General features: G+C 47.6%; 15 protein-coding genes. 7 read left to right on the forward strand and 8 right to left on the reverse strand.

Features of this window, described 5'->3' with window-relative positions; translation table 11 throughout:
• Window positions 1-163 precede the first annotated feature (163 nt).
• The 3 genes from fadB (at window position 164) to tusA (ending at window position 3,890) form a co-directional block, all read left to right on the forward strand.
• Window positions 164-2,326: a fatty acid oxidation complex subunit alpha FadB gene (gene fadB / locus ACXAH1_RS23225; protein WP_475199985.1), complete on the forward strand. Its 2,163-nt coding sequence runs from the start codon at window positions 164-166 to the stop codon at window positions 2,324-2,326.
• Window position 2,327: 1 nt separating this feature from the next.
• Window positions 2,328-3,497 carry an acetyl-CoA C-acyltransferase FadA gene (gene fadA / locus ACXAH1_RS23230; RefSeq protein WP_475199987.1) on the forward strand — a complete coding sequence of 390 codons (1,170 nt, stop codon included), beginning with the start codon at window positions 2,328-2,330 and terminating at the stop codon, window positions 3,495-3,497.
• A 153-nt stretch (window positions 3,498-3,650) separates the two neighbouring features.
• Entirely contained in the window at window positions 3,651-3,890 is a 240-nt protein-coding gene (gene tusA, locus ACXAH1_RS23235) for a sulfurtransferase TusA (RefSeq protein WP_253110864.1), read from the forward strand.
• A 46-nt stretch (window positions 3,891-3,936) separates the two neighbouring features.
• On the opposite strand, the gene ACXAH1_RS23240 is transcribed toward tusA, so the two are convergent.
• The 8 genes from ACXAH1_RS23240 to dnaA form a co-directional block, all read right to left on the reverse strand.
• Entirely contained in the window at window positions 3,937-4,098 is a 162-nt protein-coding gene (locus tag ACXAH1_RS23240) for a hypothetical protein (protein ID WP_160317403.1), read from the reverse strand.
• Window positions 4,099-4,226: 128 nt separating this feature from the next.
• Entirely contained in the window at window positions 4,227-4,685 is a 459-nt protein-coding gene (locus ACXAH1_RS23245; protein ID WP_475199990.1) for an early set domain-containing protein, read from the reverse strand.
• Window positions 4,686-4,749: 64 nt separating this feature from the next.
• Window positions 4,750-6,819 carry a glycine--tRNA ligase subunit beta gene (glyS, locus tag ACXAH1_RS23250; protein ID WP_475199992.1) on the reverse strand — a complete coding sequence of 690 codons (2,070 nt, stop codon included), beginning with the start codon at window positions 6,817-6,819 and terminating at the stop codon, window positions 4,750-4,752.
• Window positions 6,820-6,821: 2 nt separating this feature from the next.
• Window positions 6,822-7,721 carry a glycine--tRNA ligase subunit alpha gene (glyQ, locus tag ACXAH1_RS23255; RefSeq protein ID WP_054016205.1) on the reverse strand — a complete coding sequence of 300 codons (900 nt, stop codon included), beginning with the start codon at window positions 7,719-7,721 and terminating at the stop codon, window positions 6,822-6,824.
• Window positions 7,722-8,040: 319 nt separating this feature from the next.
• Entirely contained in the window at window positions 8,041-10,464 is a 2,424-nt protein-coding gene (gene gyrB / locus ACXAH1_RS23260) for a DNA topoisomerase (ATP-hydrolyzing) subunit B (RefSeq protein WP_475199994.1), read from the reverse strand.
• Window positions 10,465-10,476: 12 nt separating this feature from the next.
• Window positions 10,477-11,565, reverse strand: coding sequence for a DNA replication/repair protein RecF (recF, locus tag ACXAH1_RS23265; protein ID WP_475199996.1), 1,089 nt, complete (start codon window positions 11,563-11,565; stop codon window positions 10,477-10,479).
• 21 nt (window positions 11,566-11,586) lie between these two features.
• Window positions 11,587-12,690 carry a DNA polymerase III subunit beta gene (gene dnaN / locus ACXAH1_RS23270; protein WP_253110849.1) on the reverse strand — a complete coding sequence of 368 codons (1,104 nt, stop codon included), beginning with the start codon at window positions 12,688-12,690 and terminating at the stop codon, window positions 11,587-11,589.
• 9 nt (window positions 12,691-12,699) lie between these two features.
• Complete coding sequence (dnaA, locus tag ACXAH1_RS23275) at window positions 12,700-14,106, reverse strand: chromosomal replication initiator protein DnaA (RefSeq protein ID WP_253110846.1); 1,407 nt, start codon at window positions 14,104-14,106, stop codon at window positions 12,700-12,702.
• A 677-nt stretch (window positions 14,107-14,783) separates the two neighbouring features.
• On the opposite strand from dnaA, the gene rpmH reads away from it, so the two are divergent.
• The 4 genes from rpmH to yidC all read left to right on the forward strand — a co-directional run bounded on the left by rpmH (window position 14,784) and on the right by yidC (window position 17,661).
• Window positions 14,784-14,918, forward strand: coding sequence for a 50S ribosomal protein L34 (rpmH, locus tag ACXAH1_RS23280; protein WP_010384852.1), 135 nt, complete (start codon window positions 14,784-14,786; stop codon window positions 14,916-14,918).
• Between the two features lie 7 nt (window positions 14,919-14,925).
• On the forward strand, window positions 14,926-15,360 hold the full coding sequence (gene rnpA / locus ACXAH1_RS23285; RefSeq protein ID WP_475199998.1) for a ribonuclease P protein component: 435 nt from the start codon (window positions 14,926-14,928) through the stop codon (window positions 15,358-15,360).
• 286 nt (window positions 15,361-15,646) lie between these two features.
• The gene (gene yidD / locus ACXAH1_RS23290; RefSeq protein ID WP_253110840.1) at window positions 15,647-15,979 is read left to right on the forward strand and encodes a membrane protein insertion efficiency factor YidD; all 333 of its coding nucleotides are present in this window, start codon (window positions 15,647-15,649) and stop codon (window positions 15,977-15,979) included.
• 8 nt (window positions 15,980-15,987) lie between these two features.
• Window positions 15,988-17,661 carry a membrane protein insertase YidC gene (gene yidC / locus ACXAH1_RS23295; RefSeq protein ID WP_475200000.1) on the forward strand — a complete coding sequence of 558 codons (1,674 nt, stop codon included), beginning with the start codon at window positions 15,988-15,990 and terminating at the stop codon, window positions 17,659-17,661.
• The last annotated feature ends 173 nt before the right edge of the window (window positions 17,662-17,834 follow it).

The raw sequence follows: 17,834 nt of genomic DNA on the forward strand, positions 1-17,834 counted from the left end.
GACAACACCACCCGGAAAATATTCAGCGAATCCACCTTAGCATTGTGCCTAACCCTTTGCAGTAAACCTGCGGTAAATTTTTCATTGCAATTTTCTTTTAAAGACGCCACACTGGATGAAATGACAACTCATCGTACCAGTGTAAAAACACGGGAGAACATGTATGTTAATGAAACGCGAGTCCTTTGTTGTGGATTTCTGCAAAGGCAAAATCGCTGAGTTTAAGTTTTGTATGCCAGGTTCGGTCAACAAATTATCTCAGCAAACCCTGCAAGATTGTCATGCGGCGCTCAAAGAGCTGGCGCAACGCGATGACATCGACGGCCTGATCTTTAGCTCCGACAAAGACCACTTTATTGTTGGCGCAGACATCTTCGAATTCCTGCCTACCTTTGACCGCCCGGAAGCTGAGCTGGTTGAGTGGATCAAAGCGGCCACTGACGTCTTTGACGCGTTAGAAGATTTACCCTTCCCAACCCTGTCAGCGGTCAATGGCCTGGCACTGGGTGGTGGCTGTGAGTGGGTACTTGCTACCGATTATCGTATTGCTTCTGAAAGCGCCAAGATTGGCCTGCCGGAAGTGAAGCTGGGCATTATGCCGGGCTTTGGTGGTACTGTGCGTCTGCCGCGCCTGATTGGTGCAGACAACGCGATGACCTGGATCACCACAGGTAAAGAGAACCGCGCAGCCGATGCTCTGAAAGTAGGCGCCGTGGATGCGGTGGTTGCTCAGGATAAGCTGATGGACGCGGCACTGCGTACCATGGAACAAGCGGCAGCTGGCAAACTGGACTGGCGTGCCAAACGTCAGATTAAGCTTGACCCGCTGAAAATGAACCGTGTTGAGCAAGGCATGAGCTTTGCAATGGCAGAAGGCATGGTGATGGCCAAAACCAAAGGTCACTACCCGGCACCTGTGATGGCGGTTAAAACCATCAAGACTGCTGCCAATATGGGTCGCGACGAAGCCATGGCCGTTGAGAACGCAAGCTTCGCCAAGCTGGCCAAAACCGCTGAAGCGGCGGCACAAACCGGGATCTTCCTGGCCGATCAGTACATTAAAGGTGTTGCCAAGAAACAAGCGAAGCAAAGCCAGACTGACATCAAACAAGCTGCGGTACTGGGCGCGGGCATCATGGGCGGTGGTATTGCTTACCAGTCAGCGTACAAAGGCACGCCGATTGTCATGAAAGACATCAGCCAGGGCGCACTGGACCTAGGTATGGGTGAAGCGGCTAAGCTGCTGGGCAAAAAAGTCGAGCGCGGCCACATGAAGCTGGACAAAATGGTCGGCACACTGGCGCAGATCAAACCGACGCTGAATGACCGTGACCTGGAAGGCAGCGACATTATCGTTGAAGCAGTTGTCGAGAATCCGCAGATCAAGAAAACTGTACTAGCGGGTCTTGAGAAACAATTACCACAAGGCACCATCCTGACTTCAAATACCTCAACCATTCGCATCGATGAACTGGCTGAAGGACTGGAACGCCCAGAGCACTTCTGTGGTATGCACTTCTTTAACCCGGTGCCTAAGATGCCACTGGTTGAAATCATTCGTGGCGCGAAAACCTCGGATGAAACCGTTGCGGCTGTTGTCGACTACGCACTGAAACTGGGCAAGTCGCCGATTGTTGTGAACGACTGCCCAGGCTTCTTCGTGAACCGCGTACTCTTCCCTTACTTTGCCGGTTTCAGCCAGCTCGTCGTGGAAGGTGCTGACTTCACACAAGTCGATAAAGTGATGGAAAATGTCTTCGGCTGGCCGATGGGTCCGGCGTACCTGCTGGACGTTGTTGGGATCGACACAGCCAATCACTGTACCGGCGTGATGGCAGATGGTTTCCCAACCCGCATGGCACGTCAGGAGAAAGATCCGGTTGCCCACCTGGCCAACGCAAATCGCTTTGGACAGAAAAACCAGAAAGGCTTCTACCAGTATGCACCGGATCGCAAAGGTCGCCTGAAGAAGAGCAAAGACGCTGACGCCGTTGCCCTGCTGAGCGAGATTTGTGATGCATCGGCACAGTTTGACAAACAAACCATCATCGAGCGCTGTATGGTACCGATGATCAACGAAGTCCTGCTGTGTCTGCAAGAAGGTATTGTTGCCTCACCACAAGAAGCCGATATGGCACTGATCTACGGTATTGGCTTCCCGCCGTTCCGCGGTGGTGCATTCCGTTATCTGGATCAACTGGGTCTGGCAGAGTTCGTAAAAATCGCCGATAAGTACGCACACTTAGGCGAAATCTATCAGGTGTCGGAGCAAACCCGTGAGTGGGCAGCTGCCGGTAAAGTATTCTACAAAGTGGAGGGTCAGTAACATGGAACAGGCAGTAATCGTAGATTGTATTCGTACGCCGATGGGCCGCTCCAAGGGCGGTGTGTTCAAACACAAACGTGCTGAAGACCTCAGTGCCCACCTGATGAAAGGCCTGCTGGATCGCAATCCGGCAGTGGCACCGGATTCTATCGATGACATTTACTGGGGCTGTGTACAACAAACCCTGGAGCAAGGTTTTAACGTAGGCCGTAATGCCGCCCTGCTGGCTGGTATTCCACACACCGTACCCGCTGTTACGGTCAACCGCTTATGTGGTTCATCCATGCAGGCACTGCATGACGCGGCACGTGCGATTATGACTGGCGCCGGCGATACCTACCTGATCGGCGGTGTTGAGCACATGGGCCACGTCCCTATGACGCACGGTAACGACTTCCACCCGGGTCTGTCGACGTCTGTTGCACAAGCGGCCGGTGTGATGGGCCTGACTGCGGAATACCTGGCCACCTTGCACGGTATTAACCGTGAGCAACAGGATGCCTTTGCAGTGCGCTCACATCAGCGCGCCCATGCAGCCACGGTTGAAGGCCGTTTTGCGCGTGAAATTTTACCAATGGAAGGTCATGATGCCGATGGTGCGCCAGTACTGGTTGAACACGACGAAGTGATCCGCCCGGAAACCACCATGGAGGGCCTGAGCCAGCTTCGCCCTGTCTTTAACCCGGCTTCCGGCACAGTCACAGCTGGTACATCATCTGCTCTGTCGGATGGTGCTTCAGCCATGCTGGTCATGAGTGAAACGAAAGCCAAAGAACTGGGCCTGCCAATTCGTGCACGCATTAAGTCGATGGCGGTTGCAGGTTGCGATCCGTCCATCATGGGTTACGGTCCGGTTCCTGCCAGCCAGAAGGCACTGAAGCAAGCTGGCCTGAGCATTGAAGATATTGATGTGGCAGAACTTAATGAAGCCTTTGCTGCACAATCTTTACCGGTACTGAAAGATCTGGGCTTACTAGATGTGGCTGATGAGAAAGTGAACCTCAATGGCGGCGCCATTGCGCTGGGTCACCCGCTGGGCTGTTCAGGCTCACGGATCAGCACCTCTCTGATCCATATTATGGAAGACAAAGGCGCGAAGTATGGCCTGGCGACCATGTGTATCGGTCTCGGTCAGGGCATTGCAACCGTCTTCGAGCGAGTTGAAGACTAAGCTAAAACGACATTCCCTAAGATTTAACTTGGTGACCAAGGCAAGCTGCTTCGTGTAGCTTGCCTTTTTTCGTGATCGGGTATCTGAACTTGCATATTTATTTGTCACTTCAGGCGCGCTAGAATAGGCGCTTTATTTTTAAAGGGTACCGCCATGAACTTTGACAACACTGACCACACTCTCGACGCGATTGGCTTACGATGCCCTGAGCCCGTGATGATGATCCGTGGCAAGGTGAGGAAAATGCAGGAGGGTGAAACCCTGTTGATCCTGGCAGACGACCCGTCTACCACCCGGGACATTCCCAGTTTCTGTGAGTTTATGGATCACACTCTGGTGGCGAAAGAAGTGGATAGCGTCCCTTATCGCTATCTGGTGAAGAAAGGGAAATAACGCTAAAGCTGGTGCAACAACCCCACCAGCTATTTTAATTCCCGGACTACACGAGAATTGGACATTCAACGCAAGAGTACCAACCACGATGCCAGGTCGCTAATTCTTGTTGCGGGTTACCACCATTGATCGCCGGTGTCGCCTGCTCGGCCAGGACTTGCTTGCCAGAAAGTTGTTTAACTGCTTTTTTATTTAGTTTGATTTTCATTGTATTTCCTTGTTTTTATATTGTTTAACTCGTAATTAACAATAACAAAACATTTCAAAAAGCTCAATATTCGATCAAAATAAATTACGCAACAAGTTTATCTTTCCCGATATTAACTGAATTTGATATTAATCACGCTGCACTATGATCTGTGGCGTAGCGCCTCTTAAATCCAGCGAGATTCGATACCAGCCCTTTCTGTCGGGCATAAATCCAAAGTAGTTGTACACAGTGTCACAATCCGCGATAACCGGTTTACCCAGGCTCACTTTGCCATCATAGCGAAAACCGCAGTTATAACCCGGCGTCCATTTCGCATCGGCAACTTTAAATTCGTACACTTTTCCCGGACTCATAAAGCGCACCCGTACACTGTACAATCCCGTCTGAGTCTGTGTTAGCCGATAGACTTCGTCTGCATCCCACAAAGTAAAGTCGCCACGTAAATACATCGGCCTGTCCATAACAAGAGACGCATTAGTGCTTGTTGTCTTCTGTCCGGAGGAACTATCTGCTGGCTGATGTGGGGCCGTCGAACAGGCGCTTAAACCCAATGCGATTACTAACGCAATGATATGCTGTTTCATTGTTAATCCCGATCACAAAAATAAAAGCCAGCACGAATGCTGGCTTGTTTTAAGATTAGCTGCCTTAGTTTTGTAAGACAGAGATGTCCGCCGTATTGAGGAACAAACGGCTCAGCTGGCTAAGCAGTGCGAGGCGGTTTTGTTTAACCGCTTCATCATCAGCCATTACCATGACATTATCAAAGAAGTTATCTACCGCTTCACGCAGACTTGCCAAACGCGTCAGCGCTTGCTGATAATCACCTTGTGCATAGACTGGAGCCAGTTCGGCAGTCAGTGCAGCCACTTCTTTCGCCAGTTGCTGCTCGGCGGCTTCTGACAACAACGCGGTATTGATTTCAGCGTCGCTGGTCACATTGTTTTTCGCGAGAATATTATTAACGCGCTTATTTGCTGCGGCCAACGCTTCTGCCTGATCTAACGTTCTGAAATGGCTTACCGCTTTCACACGGCGGTCAAAATCAACCGGCTGAGAAGGACGACGCGCCAGTACAGCCTGGATCACATCAACAGCGATCCCCTCATCCTGATACCAGGCACGGAAACGGCCCAGCATAAACTCAAACACATCTTCACCAACATTATCGTTGCTCAGCTTGTCGCCGAACAATGTACGAGACTTTTCGACCAGCGCATGAATGTCCAGCTCGAGTTCTTTTTCAACCATGATACGCAACGCACCAATGGCAGCACGGCGCAGTGCAAACGGGTCTTTATCACCTTTGGGGATTTGGCCAATGCCAAAGATCCCAACCAGGGTATCGAACTTGTCTGCCAGTGCCACGGCACAACTGATCGGGTTTGACGGCAAGGCATCCCCCGCGAAGCGCGGCATATATTGCTCATTCTGTGCAACAGCAACCTCTTCCGCTTCACCGTCGATGCGCGCATAGTGCATGCCCATCACGCCCTGCACATCGGTGAACTCCATGACCATTTCAGTCATCAGATCCGTTTTACTCAACAAACCAGCGCGCTCAGCCAGTGCTTTATCGGCACCCAATTGCTCAGCAATAAAGCCAGCCAAAGCAGCAATGCGCTCGGACTTGTCTTTTAATGTGCCCAGCTGTTTTTGGAACAAGACCGTGCCCAGAGACTCCAGACGGCTCTCCAGGGTTTTCTTCTTATCTGTCTCAAAGAAGAACTGCGCATCCGCCAGACGCGGACGAACCACTTTCTCGTTACCTGAAATAACAACACTCGGGTCTTTACTTTCAATGTTTGAGACAAACAGGAACTTGTTGATCAGCTTGCCCGCTTTATCCAGTAGCGGAAAGTATTTCTGATCGTCTTTCATTGTGTAGATCAGTGCTTCCGCAGGAACCGACAGGAACTCTTCCTCAAACGACGCCACCAAAGTCACCGGCCACTCAACCAGGGCAGTCACTTCTTCCAGCAGGTCTTCATCCATCGCCACAACCGCGCCCAGTTTGTCAGCCTCTGCGTTGATCTGTTCACGGATAAGCGCTTTACGTGCTTCGTAGTCGGCAATGACATATGCCCCTTTCAGGGTCTCAAATGCTTCATCGGCGTGATTAATGCTCACTCGTTCAGGGTGGTGAAAACGGTGACCCTGAAGTTGGTTTGAAATGGTTTTACCTAATACTTCGCCTGTTACAACTTCACTACCAAGTAACGCAGCCACGGTGTGTACCGGGCGGATAAATTGCGTTTTATTAGCGCCCCAGCGCATGGGTTTTGGAATAGGTAATTTGGCCAATGATTTAGCAATGGCATCAGACAACAAAGCGCTTGCCTGCTGACCCGCTACGGTTGCGCGATGTAGCAACCAGGCACCTTTATCGGTTTCCAGTGTCTCGGCTTCTGATACTTCAATACCACAACCACGTGCCCAGCCCATCGCTGCTTTAGTCGGATTACCGTCAGCATCGAACGCGGCTTTCGTTGCCGGGCCGCGCTTCTCAACCACTTTGTCCTGCTGCTGAGTTTGCAGGCTAATTACTTTTAAACCCAGACGGCGTGGTGACGCGTACCAGCTTATATCTTCAAATGTCAGCTCAAGCCCTGTCAGTTCAGCCTGCATATTTTCGGCAAATGATTCTGCCAGCTTACGTAAGGCTTTTGGTGGTAACTCTTCAGTACCAATTTCAACGAGTAGATTTTCTGTGGTCATGATTAATCCTTACAAAGCGGGAATCCGAGTGCCTCACGGGCCTCATAGTAAGCCTGAGCACAGGCCTTAGACAGTGCACGCACACGTAAAATATAACGCTGACGTTCTGTCACAGAAATCGCATGACGGGCATCCAACAGATTGAATGCATGTGATGCCTTCATCACCTGCTCATAGGCTGGTAATGGCAGTCCCGCTTCGATCAGCTTCTGGCTTTCCAGTTCACACTGATCGAACTGCTTAAACAAAGCGTCAACATCCGCATGTTCAAAGTTGTAAGTCGACTGCTCGACTTCGTTCTGATGGAACACGTCGCCATAAGTCACACGACCCATAGGACCATCAGTCCAGACCAAATCATAGATGCTGTCCACACCTTGTATATACATTGCAAGTCGCTCTAAACCATAAGTGATTTCACCCGTAACCGGCGAACACTCCAGGCCACCGACTTGCTGGAAATATGTAAACTGAGTCACTTCCATACCATTGAGCCAGACTTCCCAACCGAGACCCCAGGCACCCAAAGTTGGTGATTCCCAGTTATCTTCAACGAAACGCACTTCATGAGTCAGGGTATCGATGCCAAGTGCTTCCAGGGATCCCAGATACAGCTCCTGAATGTTTTCAGGTGACGGCTTCAATACCACCTGGAATTGATAGTAGTGCTGCAGACGGTTTGGGTTTTCACCGTAACGACCATCAGTCGGGCGACGACAAGGTTGTACATACGCGCTCGACATTGGCTCCGGGCCAATCGACTTGAGGAAAGTCAGCGGATGGAACGTCCCCGCACCCACTTCCATATCCAGTGGCTGCGCGATCACACAGCCTTGCTGTGCCCAATAGTCCTGTAAAGCCAGGATCAACCCTTGGAAGGTTTTGATATCGTATTTTTGCATAGTTGGCTTATTTTTGTATGGTACATGGAACCCGATTTGCTCAATAAAAACCGCAAAGTATCGGGCTAATTATGTCTGAAAATTATGCTCAGTATACCGCGAGCGCAGCGCTGTTTTAAGCGTTATCACTAAAAAAGCGTGTAAAAATACCGCTCACCTATCTTAGAGTAAGGCCGGGCTGGAGAAGCTGAACTTCTCTCCTTAACTCACAATGTTCATCCCGGAACGCAAAAAAGCCACCCTATGAGAGGTGGCTTTTTGTCGAGTGTCATGAATTGTGAGAATCTATATCATCAATGATGAGAACTCACACACTTGTTTATACATCCAAGTTCACAACACGTAGCGCATTTTGCTCGATGAAATCGCGGCGAGGCTCAACCTGATCACCCATCAGGGTTGCAAACAATTGGTCGGCCGCAATGGCATCTTCAATAGTCACTCGTAACATACGACGTGCAGCAGGATCCATGGTGGTTTCCCACAACTGATCAGGGTTCATCTCACCCAATCCTTTATAGCGTTGTGTATACAAGCCACGCTTCGACTCTGCAATCAACCAGTCCAGTGATTCTGCGAATGTTTCGACAGGATGGGTCTTTTCACCCCGCTGTACATAACCACCTTCGCTGATTAGATTAGCTACGGCCTTACCTGTATTCACAATACGCACATAGTCTTTCGAGGTAATGAAGTCATAGTTCAGTGTATATGCTTTATCTACGCCGTGCTGGCGGATATTGACCACTGGATAGTACATATGACGCTCATCATCGTAGCTCACTTCTGCGCTGTAGATAGTGGCATCCTCATCATGATGATCCAGGTCAGCGACAAACGTTTGTATCCATTCCGTCACCTTAGCTTCATCACTCAGATCTGCTTCGCTCAGCTCGTTTTGATACAAGAGACGAGACATCATCGCACGCGGATATTTACGCGTCAGGCGGTCGATGACATTCAGGGTTTTCTGATAATCATGCACCATGTTCTCCAGACGGTTCCCAGAGATGCCCTCTGCGCCTTCACTTGAATAGATACTTGCACCATCCAGCGCCAAGGTCGTCAGGTAATCTGTCAGTGCGTGGTCGTCTTTAATATAACGCTCTTGCTTGCCTTTTTTCACTTTATAAAGTGGTGGCTGTGCAATATACACATAACCACGTTCGATGATCTCTGGCATTTGGCGATAGAAGAAGGTCAATAACAGCGTACGAATGTGCGAGCCGTCGACGTCCGCATCGGTCATGATAATGATACGGTGATAACGCAGTTTTTCTGGATCATATTCGTCACGCCCAATACCACAACCCAATGCAGTGATCAGCGTAGCAACTTCCTGAGAAGACAACATCTTATCGAAACGTGCCTTTTCAACGTTCAGGATTTTACCTTTCAATGGCAAAATGGCCTGGTTCTTACGGTTACGGCCCTGTTTGGCCGATCCGCCTGCTGAGTCACCCTCCACGATGTAGAGTTCAGATTCTGCCGGGTCACGTTCCTGACAGTCTGCCAGTTTGCCCGGTAGGCCCGCTAAGTCCATTGCGCCCTTACGGCGTGTCATTTCACGCGCTTTACGTGCCGCTTCACGAGCACGTGCCGCATCAATAATTTTGCTTACAACTGTTTTAGCATCACCCGGGTTTTCTAGTAGATACTCTGTTAGTTTTTCAGCCATTGCTTGTTCAACTGCGCCTTTCACCTCACTTGAGACAAGCTTGTCTTTTGTCTGAGATGAAAATTTTGGATCAGGTACTTTAACACTCACTACAGCAGTTAAGCCTTCACGCGCATCATCACCTGTCGCATTGCTTGCTGTTTTCGCTTTCTTGTTAAAGCCTTCTTTTTCCATGTAGTTGTTTAGCGTACGAGTCAGGGCACTGCGGAAGCCCGCTAAGTGTGTACCGCCATCGCGCTGAGGAATGTTGTTAGTAAAACAGTAAATATTTTCCTGGAATCCATCATTCCACTGCATGGATACTTCAACACTAATGCCGTCTTCACGTTCTGAAGTGAAATTGAATACATTTTGATGAACAGGCGTTTTTTTACGGTTCAGATATTCAACGAATGCCTGAATACCACCTTCATATTTGAAATGGTCTTGCTTATTTTCTTCACGCTCATCATTGAGAATAATGCTCACACCAGAGTTCAGGAAAGAAAGTTCGCGCAGGCGTTTTGCTAAAATATCGTAATGGAAGTTTGTATCAGAGAAAGTCTCCGCACTTGGCCAGAATCTCAGTTCAGTTCCGCTACTTTCAGCTTCACCAATCACACCCAATGGTGCATCTGGTACACCCATAGTGTATTTCTGCTGATGCACTTTGCCATCGCGACGGATTGTTAGTTGTAGTTTTTCTGAAAGTGCGTTAACAACAGAAACACCTACGCCGTGTAGGCCACCTGATACCTTATATGAATTATCATCAAATTTACCGCCTGCGTGCAGTACGGTCATGATGACTTCAGCCGCAGACACCCCTTCTTCAGGGTGTAGTTCCGTTGGGATACCACGGCCATTGTCTCGAACTGACACGGAACCATCAGTATGGATGGTAACGAAAATATCGTCACAGTGTCCTGCTAACGCTTCGTCAATGGAGTTATCGACGACTTCGAAGACCATGTGATGTAGTCCAGTACCATCATCAGTGTCCCCGATATACATTCCCGGACGCTTCCTTACCGCATCCAATCCCTTCAGTACTTTAATACTCGATGAATCGTAATTATCAGACATGGTGTATTCCAATTATTTTGTTATTAGGCGGCCATGTTCCACGTGGAACATCTCAACATTTCGTTTCATGGGTTCCACAATGGCCTGGATACTTTCGGAGTTTATTGCAGTAATAAACAGCTGTGACTGACATTCTGCAAGTAAGTGCGCGATGCTGAGCATCGTATCCTGGCTTAGCTCCGAAGGTAAATCGTCGATCAGCAATATGGATTGCTTCTCGGTCTCAGCCTCAATTAAGTTATTCTGTGCAATCTTTAACGCATAAAGAGTTAACTTTAACTGACCCCGAGACAATATATTTTCAACCCCGTGACCATTAGCATAAAAATTAAAATCGGCTTTATGCGGCCCCTTAGTTGTATAGCCAAGCTTGCTATCCCGCTCCAGCTGGGCGTTTAGCACATCAGCCAGATCCCCTTTCCAGCCTGCGTCATAGCGCATTTCAAGGCCTTTAAAGATGGGGCTTATATCCCCTATCTTATCAAAAAAATGACGCTCAAACCTACTTATATACGCCTTTCTGAACATATTTATTTGCTCTGCCAGACGTACGAATTCTCGGTCCCAAGTACGTATCTGGAGCCGGTACTGAGGCGGCTTAGTTTTGAGTAACGCATTACGCTGCTTAAGTACCTGATTGAAGTTTTTCCAGACGCTATAAAATTGATGTTCCACGTGGAACACCCCGAGATCTAGAAATTTTCTCCGCTCTTTTGGACCACCAAAAAACAACTCATAGCTTTCCGGTGTAATCACTTGTGTTGGTAATATCTGCGCCAATTCTGCAATTTTTCTACTCGATTGCCCTTGGATCCGCAACTGCGTTTCACCTTGCAGGTCTTTGCTAATTCCAATGGGAATAGACAAACTATGAAGCTGTTTTTTTCCATGAACGATGCACTTATTCTGTTCATGACGGATCATAAGCTTGTGTTTGTTAGTTCTGAATGAACGTCCATTGGAAAGGAAATAAATGGCTTCAAGCAGGCTGGTCTTTCCGCTGCCGTTCTCACCTAAAATGATATTAATCTGATCGCTTGGCGAAAAAGAAAGGGCCTCAATATTACGGAAATTATTGAGGCTAATTTGATTTAAACTCATTTAAGAGTACACACCTAACTTCTAAAGGCGCATCGGCATAACAACATACATTGCTGAATCGTCGCTCGCCCCTTCAATCAAGGCACTGCTGTTAGTATCAGCTAATGTAAATTGTACATCTTCCGTTTTAAGCGTGTTTAATACATCCAGCAAATATGACACGTTAAAACCAATTTCCAAGTCGTCACCCTGATAATCAACTTCTACGGTTTCTTCTGCCTGTTCCTGCTCAGGGTTGTTCGCACTGATCTTTAACATGCTATTCGACAGGTTAAGACGTACACCGCGAAACTTTTCGTTCGACAGAATTGATACACGCTGAAACGCACTACGCAGCCATTCACGGTTCGCATTCACCAGCTTGTCACCACCACGGGGTAACACTCGGCGATAGTCAGGGAAGCGTCCATCCACCAGCTTACTGGTCAAAGTAAATTCAGGATCTAAAATACGAATATGATTGCTACCAAATTGAATGGTCAAAGGTTCATCGTCAGCTGGCAACAATCGCATGATCTCTTGAACCCCTTTACGCGGGATGATCAACTGGCGTTGTGTATTAAGCGATTCCGACAACTGATGTTGCGCAATCGCCAGGCGGTGACCATCGGTCGCAACCGTTTTAATTTCACTGTTGTCGACCTCAAAGGACATCCCGTTAAGGTAGTAACGTACGTCCTGGTTAGCCATTGAGAAATGTGTTGCTTCTAACAATTGGCGTAGTTCCAACCGCGTGATCTGAAATTCAACCTCACCATCCCACTGCTCAAGATTAGGAAAATCTTCCGCAGCCAAAGTTGTCAAAGAGAAACGGCTTTGGCCACTAGTCAAAAGCAATTGATGTTCCTGGCTGCTTAATTGCAGCAAAGACCCATCGGGCAAACTCTTACAGATATCGAGCAATTTTTTTGCAGGCAAAGTAATACTTGCGTCTGCAACTTGCTCTTCCAACGTAACATTCGCAACCAGTTCAATCTCTAAGTCAGTGCCAGTCATAGACAACACACCTTCTTTTACCTCAACCAACACGTTGGATAAAATAGGCAGTGTGTGTTTTCGCTCAATGGCTCCCGAGACCTGCATCAAGGGTTTTAAAAACTGTTCTCTTGAAATCGTAATTTGCATACTAGGCCCTTAAGACGACAATGTTCTGATCAGGTTTTGATAATCTTCTTTCACTTCGTGACTTTCATCTCGCAGTGCTTTTACTTTACGGCACGCGTGTAGCACGGTTGTGTGATCACGCCCGCCAAAAGCATCACCAATTTCAGGCAAGCTGTGATTGGTTAGTTCTTTAGACAGCGCCATTGCCACCTGCCTTGGACGGGCAACTGATCGACTCCGACGCTTAGACAATAAATCAGACACTCGGATCCGATAGTACTCAGCCACAGTGCGCTGAATATTATCAATCGTGACGAGCTTATCCTGAAGTGCGAGCAAATCGCGTAGCGCTTCTTTTACAAACTCGATGGAAATAGGTCTGCCAGTAAAGTTTGCATTGGCTATCACCCGGTTTAGTGCCCCCTCCAATTCACGCACGTTGGAGCGTAATTTCTTGGCAATAAAAAATGCCACTTCATGAGGTAGATTGATATTACTCTGCTGCGCCTTTTTCATCAGAATCGCAACTCGTGTTTCCAATTCGGGCGGTTCAATGGCAATCGTCAGGCCCCAACCAAAACGAGACTTAAGTCGATCTTCAACCCCTTCGATTTCTTTTGGATATCTGTCCGACGTAAGAATGATCTGTTGATTGCCCTCTAACAAGGCATTAAAGGTGTGAAAAAACTCTTCCTGCGATCGCTCTTTATTGGCAAAAAACTGAATGTCATCGATCATCAGCGCATCAACACTGCGGTAGTAACGCTTAAATTCTTCAATGGCATTGTTCTGTAATGCTTTAACCATGTCCTGAACAAAACGTTCAGAATGCATGTAGACAATTTTTGCATCTGGCTTTTTATCTATGATGCCGTTGCCTACCGCATGTAATAGATGGGTCTTACCTAAACCTGTACCGCCATATATAAAGACTGGATTAAACGCTGACCCTGGGTTATCCGCAACCTGAGTAGCGGCAGCCTTTGCCAGCTGGTTCGACTTACCCTCAACAAAGTTATCAAACGTATAGTTTTCTTTGATGTTAGACTTCACCCCAGCAGATTTTGGGGCTGGTTCCACTTTAGTCGAGCTAGAGGCACCCGCCGGTGATGCAGCTGGTTTAGTCACCGTCCCGGCTTGTGTATTCTGACTACTCTCGCCTGAAGCCGGCGCACTATTGATCGCGCCAATAGGTTTACTACCTACATCAAATCGCAGTTCAGGCGCTTCGTCACCACAGATCTCTGTCAGTAACTCGCTGATGCGGTTTAAATACTTTTCTCTCACCCAGTCCAAAACAAATCGATTTGGCGCATAGATGGTCAAGGTATCTTCGGTACTTTCTGCTTGTAGTGGTCGCACCCACATATTGAACTGCTGAGAAGGCAGCTCATCTTGCAAAACATATAAACAACTTTGCCAAACCGACAGATACACGTCGCACTCCGAAATAGTTAATATTCCCGTACATAAAAACTCAGGATATCGCCAGATTTACCAACAAGGTTATACACAGCTAATCCAAAGGATCGACGGAAATGCTTGTTTATTATCATAAATACATAGGTGGAAGCCGGGTATTATGAGGGGATCTTATCCACAACATCAATATTGACTTTTTTAAAATTCAGGATCTTTCCCAGAAACAAACTCATCCGCTTGTTTTTATTGATATTTTATTTTTCACCCTGTTTATTGATCTTAGCAAAAATCCACCAAGATCTCATCAAAAAAACTCGATCATTTTAAGTTTTCCAGAGGATGTTGCCACTTTTCACCCAGACAATGTGGAAAACCTAACTTTGATCTGATCTGAGTTGATCACACTTCAGCACCGATCAGATCCGATCTAAATGCAGAGTATGATCGCTTATTCCAGGATTTAGATCCCACTCTATTCTATATATAGGTATAATGTGGCCTGTTTATTTCTGGGGATAGCAGAGCGAATGACCGTTTTTTGTTATTTCTGGCTAAAATCTATGCTTGATGGCGCGATTATGATTGACTTTCCTACGCTGCGGCATTAATATCTCGCGCTCGCAATGGCACCTGTGCCAGGATCGCGACCTGCATAGGATGTTTTAAACTTTAACCGATCGGATGGATTAGTTATGAAAAGAACTTTTCAACCTAGCGTTCTTAAACGCAAGCGTACTCACGGTTTCCGTGCACGTATGGCAACGAAGAATGGCCGTAAAGTACTAGCGCGTCGTCGTGCTAGAGGCCGTAAAGTACTTTCTGCTTAATATATAAGTGGAAGACTTTAGCTTCAGCAGGGAGTTACGTCTGTTAACTCCCTCGCATTACTCCCGAGTATTTAACGAACCCGCTCGCGCAGCAACTCCCTACTTTACTTTGTTAGCTAAACCCAATGATGTTGGACACCCGCGTCTTGGACTCACTGTTGCTAAAAAACGCTGTAAAAAAGCCTGTCAACGTAATCGCATTAAACGCCTTGCCCGTGAAAGCTTTCGTTTAAACCGTCATAAGCTGGATAACATAGATATCGTGCTGATGGTTAAAACCGGTGTTGATGAACAAACAAATGAAGAACTCAGCAAGCAATTGGCAAAATTATGGCGCAAAGTAAACGAGCGTTGTAAACCAGGTGCGCCTAAACCTCCACCCCATAAACGCCACAATAAAAAGCGCCCGGCGTCTAAACAACGTAATCCCAAACAGTCTTAACATCATAGCAAGTAAACGTATGTTGATTTGTCGTGCCAGCACGCTCTAAGTCTGCACCGTGTTTGCCGTGCAACGTACACACTCACTTGGCACTACAGCACGTTATTCATTTGCATCAAAAACCAGCGCTATAGACGATAAATCGAGTTCAACTGACTGTGAATTCGCTAAAATCGCATAGGGCTCAATGGCTATTTAGACCCCGATAAGGTAAAGTTAGCTCACCTTTTAATCGCCAACTTCCCCTATGTATTCAGGGATTGGTTATCAGTCTGACGGCATTATCATGAATCACTCCCCTTCCACAGTATCATCGCGCCTAGTGCAGCGTTGTAAAACGTGGATCCGGTGGCTATTGTCGCTATGCCAGACACTGATCAAAACACTGCTGCTAGGTGTGATCCGTTTTTATCAGCGCTTTATTAGTCCGCTGCTGGGACCACACTGTCGCTTTACCCCAACCTGCTCTCATTATGCAATTCAGGCAATTAATTTACATGGAATTGCAAAAGGGAGTTGGTTAGCGCTTAAACGCATATTAAAATGTCACCCTTTAAGTGCAGGCGGGTCTGATCCCGTGCCTGCTAAATCAACGCAAGATAAACAACACGAGAAATAAGAGCTGTTATGGAATCGCAACGCACGTTTTTATTTATCGGCTTGCTGCTGGTTACCTTTTTACTCTTCACAGAGTGGTCAAAGGAACAAACCGCAGCCAATGCTGATACCAGTGCCGTCACACAACAAGTGGTCGGCCCCGCAAACAATGACCAGGCCGACGTACCGGCTTCCAGTCAGGCTGATGTGCCAATGCAGGCCACTGTGGCTACTCGCTCAGTCATTTCGGTAACCACCGATGTACTGGCAGTAAAAATCGACACCCGTGGCGGTGACATTGTTGAGGCGAAATTGCTGCAACACGCCGAAACCCATGGCAGCGATCAACCTTATCTGTTATTGGGTGAGTTTGAAGGCAAAGAATACTTCGCACAAAGTGGTTTGATTGGCCTGAATGGTCCGGATGCATCAAGCCAGGGTCGCCCAGTCTACGAAAGCGCACAATCAAGCTACACACTAAATGGCGATGAACTGCGTGTACCGCTGACGTTTGTCGACAGTAAAGGCGTTCAGTTTAGCAAAACCTTTGTATTCAAGCCGGGGCGGTATGATGTTGCGCTGGAATACGATGTGACTAACTCAACTGCTGATCCAGTTCAGGTGCAACTGTACACTCAAATCAAGCGCACGGTTCAGGAAAAAGGCAGCATGGTTGACCAGACTTACCTGGGTGCAGCCTATGGCACCAGCGAAGAGCCTTATGAGAAATACTCTTTCTCTGATATGGCCGATGCTAACCTGAACAAAAATACTCAGGGCGGTTATGTTGCCTTTATCCAGCACTACTTTGTCAGTGCCTGGGTACCTGGTCAGGAGATAAACAACACCATTTACAGCTCGCTGCGTAATAACAACAGCATCATAGGTGTAAAAGGCGAAGCGACCAATATTCAAGCCAATAGCACCGCGCAGCTTACCGCCACTTATTATATGGGTCCTAAAGACACCGATGCGCTGGAAGCCTTGCAAAAAGATCTCGACCTGACCGTTGACTACGGTTGGTTATGGTTTATCTCGCAGCCTTTGCTAGAGCTGCTGAAGTTTTTGTACTCTGGTGAAGGATCATTCTTTGGTCTGTTTGACATCAATATTGGTGGACTGGGCAACTGGGGTTTGGCCATCATTGCTATCACCATTATTGTTAAGTCACTCCTTTACCCGCTCACTAAAGCGCAGTATACCTCAATGGCTAAAATGCGTATGCTGCAGCCAAAAATGCAGGCACTGAAAGAGCGTTATGGCGATGACCGTCAGAAATTCGGTCAGGCAATGATGGAGATGTACCGCAAGGAAAAAGTAAACCCTATGGGTGGCTGCTTCCCACTGTTACTGCAAATGCCTATCTTCCTGGCACTATTCTATGTATTCCTTGAATCAACAGAGCTGCGTCATGCCGAGTTTATGCTGTGGCTGACAGACCTGTCGTCAAAAGACCCTTACTATGTACTGCCTATCCTGTTTGGTGCCAGTATGTTCCTGACTCAGAAGCTGCAACCTATGACAGTGACTGATCCAATGCAACAAAAGATGATGACCTGGATGCCGGTTATCTTCTCTGTGTTCTTTATCTGGTTCCCGTCAGGTCTGGTTCTGTACTGGCTGATCTCTAACCTGATCTCAATTGCCCAGATGCTTTATATCTATCGTGGTATGGAGAAAAAGGGCATGAAGGTCCGCGGTTAATACCGAATATAGATTAAAGCAGAAACGGTCCATTACGGGCCGTTTTTTTATGTCTGCGATTACCACCAAACGGCCAGTCTCACAGTCTCACAGTCTCACAGTCTCACAGTCTCACAGTCTCACAGTCTCACAGTCTCACAGTCTCACAGTCTCACAGTCTCACAGTCTCACAG

The organism is Pseudoalteromonas sp. AWH4_217, assembly GCF_056161105.1.